This is a genomic window from Aliikangiella marina, assembly GCF_007004765.1.
Classification (GTDB): domain Bacteria; phylum Pseudomonadota; class Gammaproteobacteria; order Enterobacterales; family Kangiellaceae; genus Aliikangiella; species Aliikangiella marina.
Genome location: NZ_VIKR01000002.1, coordinates 650,802 through 663,679 on the forward strand (window position 1 = coordinate 650,802; position 12,878 = coordinate 663,679).

The 12,878-nt window shown below is 43.7% G+C and carries 13 protein-coding genes; 12 read left to right on the forward strand and 1 reads right to left on the reverse strand.

What is annotated here, in order from left to right; all coding sequences use genetic code 11:
• Window positions 1-3 precede the first annotated feature (3 nt).
• Window positions 4-399 (reverse strand): GntR family transcriptional regulator, encoded by a 396-nt coding sequence (locus FLL45_RS09170; protein ID WP_210247148.1) that lies wholly within the window; start codon window positions 397-399, stop codon window positions 4-6.
• 325 nt (window positions 400-724) lie between these two features.
• On the opposite strand from FLL45_RS09170, the gene FLL45_RS09175 reads away from it, so the two are divergent.
• The 12 genes from FLL45_RS09175 (at window position 725) to queC (ending at window position 12,857) form a co-directional block, all read left to right on the forward strand.
• On the forward strand, window positions 725-2,326 hold the full coding sequence (locus FLL45_RS09175) for an ABC-F family ATPase (protein ID WP_142941718.1): 1,602 nt from the start codon (window positions 725-727) through the stop codon (window positions 2,324-2,326).
• A 199-nt stretch (window positions 2,327-2,525) separates the two neighbouring features.
• Window positions 2,526-2,993, forward strand: a complete 468-nt coding sequence (locus FLL45_RS09180) for a GNAT family N-acetyltransferase (protein ID WP_142941719.1) — start codon at window positions 2,526-2,528, stop codon at window positions 2,991-2,993.
• 153 nt (window positions 2,994-3,146) lie between these two features.
• On the forward strand, window positions 3,147-5,252 hold the full coding sequence (locus tag FLL45_RS22910) for a PKD domain-containing protein (protein WP_210247149.1): 2,106 nt from the start codon (window positions 3,147-3,149) through the stop codon (window positions 5,250-5,252).
• 325 nt (window positions 5,253-5,577) lie between these two features.
• Window positions 5,578-5,991: a tol-pal system-associated acyl-CoA thioesterase gene (ybgC, locus tag FLL45_RS09190; RefSeq protein WP_142941720.1), complete on the forward strand. Its 414-nt coding sequence runs from the start codon at window positions 5,578-5,580 to the stop codon at window positions 5,989-5,991.
• Complete coding sequence (tolQ, locus tag FLL45_RS09195; RefSeq protein WP_185964390.1) at window positions 5,981-6,667, forward strand: protein TolQ; 687 nt, start codon at window positions 5,981-5,983, stop codon at window positions 6,665-6,667. Before ybgC ends, tolQ begins: the two co-directional genes overlap by 11 nt.
• 31 nt (window positions 6,668-6,698) lie before the next feature.
• A complete protein-coding gene (gene tolR / locus FLL45_RS09200; protein ID WP_142941721.1) occupies window positions 6,699-7,136 on the forward strand; it encodes a protein TolR in 438 nt (145 codons plus the stop codon).
• Window positions 7,137-7,302: 166 nt separating this feature from the next.
• Complete coding sequence (tolA, locus tag FLL45_RS09205; protein WP_142941722.1) at window positions 7,303-8,208, forward strand: cell envelope integrity protein TolA; 906 nt, start codon at window positions 7,303-7,305, stop codon at window positions 8,206-8,208.
• Complete coding sequence (tolB, locus tag FLL45_RS09210) at window positions 8,195-9,562, forward strand: Tol-Pal system beta propeller repeat protein TolB (protein ID WP_210247150.1); 1,368 nt, start codon at window positions 8,195-8,197, stop codon at window positions 9,560-9,562. The genes tolA and tolB overlap by 14 nt, the downstream gene beginning before the upstream one ends.
• 108 nt (window positions 9,563-9,670) lie before the next feature.
• The gene (gene pal, locus FLL45_RS09215; protein WP_142941723.1) at window positions 9,671-10,201 is read left to right on the forward strand and encodes a peptidoglycan-associated lipoprotein Pal; all 531 of its coding nucleotides are present in this window, start codon (window positions 9,671-9,673) and stop codon (window positions 10,199-10,201) included.
• Window positions 10,191-10,979 carry a tol-pal system protein YbgF gene (ybgF, locus tag FLL45_RS09220; protein ID WP_142941724.1) on the forward strand — a complete coding sequence of 263 codons (789 nt, stop codon included), beginning with the start codon at window positions 10,191-10,193 and terminating at the stop codon, window positions 10,977-10,979. The genes pal and ybgF overlap by 11 nt, the downstream gene beginning before the upstream one ends.
• 367 nt (window positions 10,980-11,346) lie before the next feature.
• On the forward strand, window positions 11,347-11,991 hold the full coding sequence (queE, locus tag FLL45_RS09225; protein WP_142941725.1) for a 7-carboxy-7-deazaguanine synthase QueE: 645 nt from the start codon (window positions 11,347-11,349) through the stop codon (window positions 11,989-11,991).
• Between the two features lie 170 nt (window positions 11,992-12,161).
• The gene (gene queC / locus FLL45_RS09230; RefSeq protein ID WP_142941726.1) at window positions 12,162-12,857 is read left to right on the forward strand and encodes a 7-cyano-7-deazaguanine synthase QueC; all 696 of its coding nucleotides are present in this window, start codon (window positions 12,162-12,164) and stop codon (window positions 12,855-12,857) included.
• The last annotated feature ends 21 nt before the right edge of the window (window positions 12,858-12,878 follow it).

The window sequence follows — 12,878 nt, forward strand, 5'->3', positions numbered from 1 at the left end:
ATTTTAACCTTCTTGATTTAACGACAGGTATTGTTGGACAAGGGTGATAATTGCTTCGTCGTCATAACCTTTGGTACGAGCTTGATTGATAAACTCCACTAAAGGTAATTCGATGATTTTGTCGATTGGCTCGCCTGATTGCTGAGGAGCAACTAGCATCCCAACGCCTCGCTTGCGGATTAATACCCCCTCTAACTCGAGTTGGGCAAAAGCTTTTGAAATTGTCATTGGATTAATTTTTAAAGCACTTGCGAGATGCCTGACTGACGGCAATTGATCATCGGCTTTGAGCAAGCCCATGCGGATAGATTGTTTAATCTGATCGATCAGTTGTCGGTAGATGGGAATACCTGAACTGGTGTTTAAAGAAAACAAATTAACAAACGATGATTCCGTCACAACTCAACCTATAAAACTGAAACTTTCAAATACACCTTCCAGTGATGACCACAGAGTGTCTACTGTTTCTGATTGCTGCAAATCGAGCGACTATAAAGCCAACGGCATCAAATCGAACGGTTATCAATCTTGCACGATAAATCGTCAGTGTATTATCTGTGTATTAATATAGTGATACACTAGATAGTTATATGTCAACAGGTTTTTGTTTTTTATTGGTTACTTGTTGCTCAATTTGGGCTAAAATGCGCGCCTTTTCGTAAAGCTACAGGATTAGATGTAGCTGCTATTTTATTGTTAACTGTTTGATTTAAAGGCGTTTACTTTGATTTCTACCGCAAACATCACGATGCAATTTGGCGCAAAGCCACTATTTGAAAATATTTCAGTTAAATTTGGCGAAGGTAATCGCTATGGATTAATTGGTGCGAATGGATGCGGTAAATCGACATTCATGAAAATCCTCTCGGGGGCGTTAGAGCCATCGGCGGGTAATGTTATTACTGATCCCAATGAACGGATTGGCGTATTGGGACAGGACCAGTTTGCGTTTGAGGAGTTTAGCGTTATTGATACCGTCATCATGGGCCACAAAGCGCTTTGGGAAGTGAAACAAGAGCGTGATCGTATATACGCTTTGCCAGAAATGAGCGAAGAAGAAGGGATGATTGTCGCAGATCTTGAAGTTAAGTTTGCCGAAATGGATGGGTATACCGCAGAGTCTCGGGCAGGCGAGTTATTGCTCGGTTTAGATATACCGACCGAGCAACATTTCGGTCTCATGAGCGAAGTTGCACCAGGTTGGAAGTTACGTGTTTTATTGGCGCAAGCCTTGTTCGCTGATCCAGATATTATGCTTTTAGATGAGCCGACAAATAACTTGGATATTAATACCATTCGCTGGTTGGAAGAGATTCTAAACCAACGGCAATCAACCATGATTATCATTTCCCATGACCGTCACTTTTTAAATAGTGTTTGTACGCACATGGCGGATTTGGATTACGGTGAATTAAGGCTTTTTCCAGGTAACTATGATGAATATATGACTGCTGCTACACAAGCGCGAGAAAGGCTTCTTGCTGACAACGCCAAGAAAAAAGCGCAAATCGCGGAGCTACAAACTTTTGTTTCGCGATTCTCGGCAAATGCTTCTAAAGCAAAACAAGCCACATCAAGGGCGAAGCAAATTGAAAAAATTCAGTTGGAGGAAGTCAAACCCTCAAGTCGAATTAGTCCGTTTATTCGCTTTACTCAAGAAAAGAAACTGTATCGATTGGCATTAGAGTTGGAAGGTGTCTCTAACGGTTACGATGAGATGTTATTTAATGATTTTGATTTAATGTTAGAAGTTGGAGAAAAAGTAGCAGTAATTGGTCCTAATGGAATTGGTAAGACTACTTTTTTGAAAACCCTAATAGGTGAGATGCCAACCAAATCAGGTGAAGTGAAATGGTCGGAGAACGCGAGTATTGGGTACTACGCACAAGATCATAACGAGGACTTTGCTGAAGATATAAATTTGTTTGATTGGATGAGCCAATGGCGAAACGAAGGAGAAGATGACCAGGTTGTCCGCGGAATTTTAGGTAGAATGCTTTTTTCGCAAGATGATATTAAGAAATCAGTGACTAAATTATCGGGTGGGGAAAAAGGCCGCATGATGTTTGGTAAATTAATTATGCAGCAACCTAATATTTTGATAATGGATGAGCCAACAAATCACATGGACATGGAGTCAATTGAAGCGCTCAACTTAGCATTAGAGCATTATGAAGGAACATTGATTTTTGTTTCTCATGACCGCGAATTTGTCTCATCGCTTGCAACAAGAGTACTCGATATGAAGGACGACAATATTTTTAATTTTGAAGGTAAATACGAAGATTACCTGATTGCTCAAGGTATTGTTGAAAAAGCCAGCTAGCTGGCCGAAAAAAATTCGCTGATTAAATCGCTTAAATTAAATGAATACTCACAGGCTTGCCAAAATTGAGAACGCTGGTAAGCCTTGTATCACTCACTTGTTTTATCGAGTTAGCAAATCCATCAGCACTTCTCTCGATTTCGTATCTCAAAACCTCATGATATTATGGGCAAAACCTTCGACTTCTTAACAACCTTTTATGACCAAAATTATAGAAGCAACATCTCAAGAACAAATAGAAATCGCTCGTGACCTTTTTCGAGAGTATCAATCTTTTCTCGGGGAAGATTTATGCTTTCAAGGATTTGAGCAAGAGCTTGCGGAATTGCCTGGTAAATATGCCGATCCCACCGGGGCAATTCTATTGGCCGAGCATCAAGAAAAAATTATCGGTTGTGTGGCTGTTAGACCTATCGAAGGTGAGGTTTGCGAAATGAAGCGGTTGTTTGTTAGAACTGAAGCCCAAGGGCTTTCAGCAGGGCGACTTCTTGCCGAAGCTATTATCGCCAGAGCGCACTTGTTGGGTTACAAAAAGATGCAACTCGATACGTTAGAAAGGTTAGTTCCGGCTTTGGCTTTATATGAAAAGCTTGGTTTTAAGCGGATAGAACCTTACTACGCTAACCCGCTGAATGAAGTTGTTTATTTAGAATTAGAACTGAATTAAGCTAAAAAGTTTCCGTTAATATTTATCGTAACTAATTGAAATTATTAGATTTCAAACTCCCTCAAGTTATTTCAAACAGATTTCAAGCAAGTGTTTTTCTGTGACGATATTGTGGCGCTGTATCTATAGTTCGCATATCAAAGGAGAAACACAATGGACAGCCACAACCCAGTCAGGGGTACCTGGTTTTTTGAGGTGAAAACGATGCGCTGGTTGCAAAGCGCAGCGATCGTTTTTTTACTAGTTAGTTTTATGGGATGCAATCCCTTTCGTAATAACATTGGTGGCGAAGGACCCGAAGCCGAAGTTGACATTAATGAAGCTCCCACGGCAGCGTTTACTGCTTCTGTCGAATCGGGAGACGCTCCTTTGGTTGTGAATTTTACTGATCGATCAATCAATGGTTCTGCAACGATTACCGAATGGCAATGGGAGTTTGGTGATGGCAATACCAGTAGCGCTCAAAATCCGCAACATACTTTTAATACGCCCGGTACCTATAGTGTTTCGCTCACTGTTGTTTCAGCAGACGGTAGCGATGTAGAAGCGAAAACAGATTTTATTAATGTTGCTTCAGCAGAAGTGGCGATGAAAGTGTCTGTGGTCGATACCAATGGTGTTTTGCTTGATGATGTGACCATTGGATCCACTGACTTTGAAATCATTGAGCAACAGGCTGGCGAATCAGGTGTTGAGTTGGCAGTGCGTCCTAATGAACAGGACGGTGTTATCAAAGTGAGTAAGGACGGCTACGTCAGTAATTATATTTTTATGGAAGGCGTTGCGCTTGAGCAAAGTAAGGTCATAGTCCTAAAAGAAAAGGCGACACCAATTTTAATTAATGGATTTAGAGGCGGGCGCTTCACTGGTGCAGATGGAACCGGTGTCGAAATTCCGGGCGAATCTTTACTGCGTGCTGACGGTTCGACTGTGACGGGTGAAGTCGAGCTCTACATCACGCCAATCGATATAAGCGATCCGCTTGAAGAAGGAGCATTTCCAGGGAGTTTCTATGGCGTTTCTGATATCGGTGAACCACAAGACCAGCTTTTCTCCTACGGTGTTTTTGATATTACCTTTGAGGAAAATGGCGAAGAATTACAGCTTGCGGACAGCGCATTAGCGGTATTGACGCTACCTTTGTACGCGACTAAATCATATACCGATGAGGATTTGGTTGATGGAGATACGATTCCCCTGTGGTATCTAGACGTTGAAACCGGTTTGTGGATATATGAGAGCGAAGGACAGGTGATTGAAGATCCACTTTCACCTAATGGTCTTTCATTACAGGCGACTACCAGTCATTTTACGACCTTTAATTCTGATATTAATCCCCCAGGGTTAGGCCGAGGTGGCTCCGGAGGGGGCGGCGGAAGTGGCGGATCTGGTGGCAGTAATGTCTGCCGATTGAGTATTGATTTAATCGGTGCTGAAGTTGGCGAGAATTATCTTTACTCTGTGGTCTATAGTCGACCGGGTTGGCCTGCATCGAGAAGCGACCGCGCATTTTCATACACTGGGGCGCCACTCGGTCAGAATATCTTGAGAGGTTATTACGTCACCATTACTGTTTCTCAAGGCGACACTGAAGGCAGTTCCAGCTTTTTCTGTAATGGTGCAGACGTCAATACAAGCATAACTCTCGGCGATCAACCGCCAGAAATCAAAGATTTCAACTTACGGGTAGAGCCAGTATTTGACCGAATTGGTGGTTTCAGTGAAATTATCTACAACCGAATTTATGTTGGTGGCTATTGGGTAGGCGCCGAAGCAGGCATAATCGACTCTGAAATTCTCACTGCGCCATTGATTCTGGGTAGAGGTGTCTATAAACAGATAACTTATGAGTTTGACGAACCATCGCCACTAGTTTTCTCAGCGACAGTAAGTAATGAGTTTGGTACGGACACCACCGCGACATCAGTGCAGTTTATCGATGAGCATCCGCCAATTTTAGGTTACAGCTATGCGTTTTATGACGTGGATGTCAATTTAACCTGGATATCGTGGTCGAATGTGGAAGGCGCTGACGAAGTTAGTATTTACCAGCTAAACGAGTTAACGGACCCGCCCGGCAATCCAATTCTTACTAATACTGAATTAAATTCGAGTGATGAACTGGAGTTTATTCAAGGAGAGTATACGGGTTATTTGAGATTGGACTTTTCAAACCGTTATGGAACCACCACCGAGTACATCCCAATAGGTGGTGCTGACTGTCCGCCAAACTCAGATGTATGTGTGCCGGAATCATAAATAAGCATTAGCGACTCGCGTCATTCTCCGAGAAACGGAGAATGACGACAAACAATTAGACAGACTAGTTTTCCAAACAATTAGACAGTCTAGTGTTGAGTTCCGAGAACCAATTAATTGCGGGCTTCCCGAAAAGTGGTGTGCTTGGCTTGAGCACAAAATCACTCATAAAAGCGCAAAAATTCAACAACTTATCGAGTTTTCCTCACAAAGTCCTCAAAATTGCCATAATTTTACATTTTAACGGTTATATTCTCCGTTACAATTCGCTATAGTGCCCGATTAACGAGGCTTTGCCGCAATTTTCGAGTTAAAAAAATAACTAATGTCGAGTGAATTTATTTGGCCGATCAGGGTCTATTACGAAGACACTGATGCAGGTGGTGTTGTTTACTACGCAAACTATTTAAAGTTTTTTGAGCGAGCCCGAAGCGAGTGGCTCAATCATTTAGGGATAGACCAGCCTAAATTACTGGCAGAAGATATTGTTTTTGTCGTTAAAAATGCCAACGTAGATTTCGCTAGCCCAGCTAAATTAAACGATGAATTAGAAGTTGTATCTCGTATCACGGAAATGCGTGGCGTGAGTTTAGTATTCCAACAGCAACTTTTTAGACGCGGTGACCGTCAAAAGTTACTGTGCGAAGGAATCATTAAAGTTGCCTGTTTACAATTAAAAACGTTTACACCCTGCCGCATACCGGCAGTTGTTAGGGAGGAGTTTCAGCGTGTCTGCTGATATGTCGATTTTAAGTTTATTCCTTGAAGCCAGCATTGTAGTACAGCTGGTGATGATTATTTTGCTGCTGCTGTCGGTGATTTCCTGGGCGATGATATTTGAGCGAAGTCGCGGACTGAATTCGGCAATTACCGAGGGCAACAAGTTTGAAGAGCGCTTTTGGTCAGGTATTGATTTGAGTAAGCTTTACAATGATTTGACGGCAAGACAGACTCAACCCACCGGTATGGAATTGCTGTTCTTGGCTGGATATCGAGAGTTCGCTCGCTTACGTAAGCAAGTGGGTACTTCGCCGCAAGCAGTCATGGATGGTACACATCGAGCGATGCGTGTTGCCTATTCACGTGAAATTGACAAGATTGAAGTCCATTTGTCGTTTTTGGCAACTGTAGGCTCAACAACGCCCTACGTTGGCCTATTCGGAACCGTGTGGGGAATTATGAATTCATTTATTGCGCTTGGCTCTGTGAAGCAAGCGACTCTCGCAATGGTCGCGCCAGGCATCGCCGAGGCGCTAATCGCTACTGCTATGGGATTGTTTGCTGCGATACCCGCAGTAATCGCTTACAACCGCTTTACCCACAAAGTACAAAAGGTCGAGACTCAATACGAAAACTTTGTTGAAGAGTTCTCAGGTATTTTACACCGTAAAGCGCACAGCAAAACTGCACCTTAGTAGTTTTTAGCAACGACTTAGAGGCTAGTTGATGAGTCATTCGCCAATAATCCGCAAGAATAAGCGCCGCCCGATGGCGGAAATCAATGTCGTGCCCTACATCGATGTCATGTTGGTATTGCTGGTGATTTTTATGATTTCCGCGCCATTAATCACCGCTGGTATTAATGTCGATCTGCCAGAAGTCAGTGCAGAACCAATGTCGGCTAATGAAGAACCGCCGTTGATCGCAAGTATTGATGCGAGTGGTAATTATTATTTATCCGTTGGCGATTCCTCGGATCAAGCATTAGAGCCACATGAGTTGGTTGAGTTAGTACTTGCTCACCGTAAGTTAAACCCTAATGTTCAGGTCCTGATTAATGGCGATAGAAATGTCGCTTACGACAAAGTAGTTCAATTAATGGTTTTATTGCAAGGGGAAGTGGGCATCGATTCAGTGGGGTTAATGACCGATCCGGAGAGTTAGTCACTGATGATAAATGGTGTTATCCAAGCGCAAGTCGCTGAATGGACATTGTTTAAGGGGTTGTGGAAACCCGCGTTGCTCTTTTGATCGTTAACAGTGAGTTAAACGAAAGTCTTTACTCTAGGTCTTTATTTTTGAAGTTTAAATTACCAAATTAAGATTATTAATGAAGTTTAATACCGCCATTATCGTCTCAATAGTCGTCCATATTGGATTGATTGGTTTGTTGTTAACCAATTACCAATTTTCAAAAGTGGAGCTGGAACAAACCGGATCTAATCAGCCGAAGATTAATGCAAAAGCGGTTGATAGTAAGCGGGTGGAGCAGTTAGCAGAACAACTAAAAAAGCAACGAGTTGACCAGCAACGTAAAGAACAAAAACGTTTAGATGACCTTAAACGTGCTGAGGAGCGAGCAAAAAAGCGTCGCGAAGCCGAAGAGCAAAAAGCAGAAAATGCCCGCAAGCGCCGAGAGCAGGCTGAACGCAAGCGTAAGGAAGAGGAGTCTAAAGCCCTCGCGCTGAAGAAAAAGCGTGAAAAGGAAGAGGAAGAACGCAAGAAGAAAGCTGAGCAGGAGCGCAAACAAAAAGCTGAGGCAGAGCGAAAGCGCAAAGCGGAAGAAGAAAGAAAACGAAAGGCTGAAGCAGAGCGGAAGCGTAAACAAAAGGAAGAAGAAGAACGTAAACGCAAAGAAGCTGAAGAAAAAGCGCGCCAAGAAGCGCTTGAGCGAGAAATGGCTGCCGCAATGGAAGCGCAAGCTGCTGAGTTAGCCGCTGCCAGACAAGCGGCAGTTATGAGTGAAGTTGATATCTTCAACACGCGGATCCGCAGTAAGATCGAACGAAATTGGTTTAAGCCTGAGTCGATAGGTCAATGTACTTTTAGAATCAAGATTTCACCTGGAGGTTTAGTTATTAATATAGAGGTGATTGATGGGGCTCCGGCACACTGTGAATCAGGTCGTCGAGCAATTTTAAGAGCGGAACCTTTGCCCGTTTCAAAGGATCCAGACGTATTTAATGTTTTAAGAACGAGAACTTTCAAATTAGAAAATGAGAATGACGAACAGTAAATTTATGGCTCGCGTGAGTGGCCTACTTTTAGGGATGTTTTTTACTTTTACCGTTCAAGCGGAAGAGGTGAAGCTCGATTTTGTTATTAGCGATGGTCTCGACAGCGCGAGGCCGGTCGCTGTCATTCCTTTTGCTTGGAAAGGCCTCGCCCAACAACCCTCTCAAGATGTCGCGACCGTTATTTCGTCGGATTTACGACGAAGTGGTCGCTTTAACCCGATGGCGCGTAATCAAATCCGCTCGTTGCAAGAAGTCTATCGTTATGAAGACGTCAACCTTGAACTTTGGAAAGAGAAGGGGATAGAAGCGGTCGCGGTTGGTTCAATTGAAGAACAGCCCGATGGGCGATTGAAAATTAGTTACGACTTGGTCGATGTCTTTCAGCGTGAACAAGAAGTTCGCAATGGCGAGTTGGTCAATGTTAATCGCAACCGAATTGACACCTGGGCGATTATTATCCCGGCAAAAGATCTTCGGTTTTACGCCCACAAAGTCGCTGATCGTATCTATGAAGCACTGACTGGTGAAAAGGGCGCATTTGCGACTCGTATCGCTTACGTAAGTGTTAACAAATCTCTCGAGAAGCCTTACTCATTAATGATTGCTGACTCAGACGGCTATGCACCGCAAACCTTATTTTCTAGCTACGAGCCGATAATGTCTCCCGCTTGGTCGCCTGATGCACAAAAAATGGCCTACGTTTCCTTTGAAAATGGTCGTTCGGAAGTCTGGATGCAAGATATCTACAAAACGAACAGTCGTCGCCGTGTGGCGGCTTTTGAGGGAATAAACAGTGCTCCCTCGTTTTCCCCTGACGGTCGCAAATTGGCGTTGACCTTGTCTCGTGATGGTAACGCGGAGATATACGTTTTAGATCTAAACAGTCAGCGGTTTTCACGAATTACCCGTAGTATTAACTCAATTGAAACCGAAGCTAGCTGGACACCTGACGGTCAATCGCTCCTATTTACCTCGGATCGTGGTCGTGGTCCACAAATTTACAAACAAAACCTTGCCAGCAACCGCGCATTTCGGTTGACTTGGGAAGGGAACTACAATGCCAGCGCGGCGTTAACGCCCGATGGTAAAACAATGGTGCTTATTAACCGCACTAATGGTATATTTCACGTTGCTGTGCAGGACATGGAAACCAATGCAATGCAGACATTAACTGAGACATCCTTGGATGAATCTCCCAGTCTGGCGCCTAACGGCAGTATGGTTATCTACGCGACGGTGTATCGAGGCAGACAGGTTTTATCTGTGGTTTCGACTGATGGAAGGTTTAAAGCACGACTTCCTTCTCGCCAAGGAGAGGTTAAGGCGCCTGTTTGGTCGCCATATTTAAATTAATAAAAATCACGATTTTGCCAACAAGTCGTTGAATTTCGGCAACAAAATCGTTGATAATGACCAAAATAACAGAATTTTAATTAATAGCTAATAAATAGGAGCATTCTAATGTCTATCAACAAATTGGGGAAAGGCTTGGTCGTACTAGCATCAGCAACTTTCTTATTCGCTTGTGCGGGATCTGACGATTCTTCATCTCAGGACACTGTACCGGTTGTACAAGAACCGACTCAACCAACCGTAGTAACTCCACCGCCTAAATCTCCAGAAGAGCTGGCTAAAGAAGCAAACGATGCTGCTCGCCAAGCGCGCACAGTATACTTCGATTTTGATGATGACACAGTAAAAGCAGAAGGCCGTACTTTACTTGAAGCACACGCTTGGTTCTTATCTAAGCCTGAAAATGCGGGTGTTGTTGTTGAAGTTCAAGGCCACTGTGACGAGCGTGGTACGCCAGCATACAACTTGGCTCTCGGCGAGCGTCGTGCTAAAGCTGTTGCACAAATTCTTATGTTAAACGGTGTTCAAGCGTCTCAAATTAAGACTGTTAGCCATGGTGAAGAAAAGCCAGCTAACCCGGGTCACGACGAAGCTGCTTGGGAAGAAAACCGACGTGGTGTTTTAGTCTATGAAGGATAAGTCCTTATTGGTGGCGGCGTTTGTCGCCACCTTCTCTCTACCTCTCTCCGCATCACAACAATCGCTCGAACAACGTATTCAACAGTTAGAGCAAAAACAACAAACTCAAGCTTTATTGCAAAATCAGATGAGTGAGCAACTTATTGAATTGCAAAAAGAAGTGAAAGAATTGCGGGGCATCATTGAAGAGCACGATTACAAGTTGCAGCAGATCCAAGATCGGCAACGAGATTTATATCGCGATATCGAAAATCGTTTAAGTGCACTTCCGCAAGGGGCAACCTCTGCAGCATCGTCGCCAGTGACGACAACACCATCAGCCAATACGGCAGCCCAAACGCCAGTCGTCAGTCCGACCACTGCGCAAAGCGTTCAGCGAGCTGTTGGTTCTAGTGGTACAGAAAGAACTGAATTTGAAGAAGCATTCAAACTGGTTAGAAATCGCGAATACAATAAAGCGGTAGAAAGTTTTGAGGCATTTTTAACCAAATATCCGACGGGAGGTTTTTCGGATAATGCTCGTTTTTGGATTGGGCAGGTTTATTTTGCACAATCTAAACTCGCTGAAGCGGAACAGCAATTTAATCGCTTACGCAGCGATTTCCCTGACTCCTCGAAAATGTCGGCGGCCATGTTAAAGCTGGCTGAAATCAAAGTTAGACAGGAAAAGTGGGAAGAAGCCAAGGCGATGTATAACGAGATTGTCGCTAAATACAGTGGCGCTCAGCAACAGCTGGCTCGTAAAGGGTTACAGGACATAAAACAAAAAGGCCATTAATTAGACAAGATTAACTTTAAGGCCTAGGTTGTATGCGCGATCAATTGGGTTAGGAACTTCGAAACTCTAAAACCCCGAACCCTCAAGTCCGTAATGATGAAGACCAAAATTTTTAGCAAGGCGCCAATTAAGGCGCCTTTCTTGTTGAAGCGAATTGAGCTGATACAGTTTAGACCGATGAATACTCTGCCAGCAGATTAAAATTTGCTTAGCCCTTAGCCCTTAGCCCTTAGCCCTTAGCCCTTAGCCCTTAGCCCTTAGCACTTAGCCCTTAGCACTTAGCCCTTGTTCCTCTCGCTATGGCAGGGTTTCTCATGTAAAATCCGCGCTCTGTATGAAAACCAACCAATTTTGACGTGTTAATATTTTGTCTCGACTAAGAATTACGGAAATTTTTTACTCGCTGCAAGGTGAGTCTTCAACCATCGGAAAACCGACATTATTTGTCCGTCTGACCGGATGCCCGTTGCGGTGCGTCTGGTGTGATACTGAATACGCGTTTACCGGCGGAGCGTATCGCGAGATAGCAGATTTGATTAAGGAGATTGAATCTTTTAATCCCCAAAACATCTGTATAACCGGAGGCGAGCCGCTTGCACAAAAAGAGCCCTGCGAAGAACTAATGAGAATCCTTTGTGACAAGGGATATTCGGTGTCGATTGAAACCAGTGGAGCGATCGATGTTTCCGGAGTTGATAAACGGGTCACTAAGGTAATGGACTTAAAAGCACCAGACTCTGGGGAGCTAGCAAAAAATCGCTATGAAAACCTCGCTTTTTTGAATAAAACCGATGAAGTAAAGTTTGTGATCATGAGCCGCAAGGATTATGACTGGGCCAAAATGCAGATGGACCAGTACCAATTAGCCGACAAAACGAATGTCATATTCTCCCCTTGTTTTGGTGAAATTAACGAGCGTGAATTAGCTGAGTGGATAATTGCTGATAACTTGCCGGTGAGATTCCAACTACAAATGCACAAACTTTTATGGGATGATGCGGCTGGACACTAAGTCTATTTATTGTTCGGTAATAGAAGTTTAACGTGGATATCTGAACACTTAAAAACAAAAATAAAATATTACTGTCATGCTGCGAAATGCGTTAACCTAAGGCCAAATGTCCTATTCTAGGTTATTTAAGATGCGGGCAGCACCATCGATAAAGCAAAGAAAATATATTAATGAGCGATAAAAATACGCCAAAAGCGATCGTACTTCTCTCCGGTGGACTTGACTCTTCGACCTGCCTAGCGATTGCACAGTCCAAAGGTTTTGATGTTTACGCGTTGAGTTTTTCGTATGGTCAAAAGCATTCTTCGGAGCTTGAAGCTGCAAAGCGAGTTGCGAATTTAAGCCAAGTCAGCGAACATCGAATTATCAATCTTGACTTAGGTGGATTTGGCGGCTCTGCTTTAACTGATGAAGGTATCGAGGTTCCCACAGAGAATGACCCCGACAACTCAGATGAGATACCGGCGACTTATGTTCCCGCGCGCAACACTGTGTTTTTATCGATTGCACTTGCATGGGCGGAGGTGCTCGAAGCGGAGAAAATTTTCGCTGGGGTTAACGCAGTGGATTATTCAGGTTACCCAGATTGTCGCCCGGAATATATTGAAGCGTTTCAAAAGATGGCCGATCTGGCGACCAAAGCGGGTATCGAGGGCACTGGAGTCAAAATTGAAACGCCACTAATTAATCTAACTAAACCTAAAATTATTCAGTTGGGTTTGAGCTTAGCGGTCGATTATTCGCAGACAGTTTCATGCTATCAAGCAGACGAGCATGGGCTGGCTTGCGGCCAATGTGACTCTTGCTTGATTAGAAAAGCAGCGTTTGAAAGCGCCGGTATTGCCGATCCTACCCGTTACCGATAAACAGATTTGATTGAATGACCT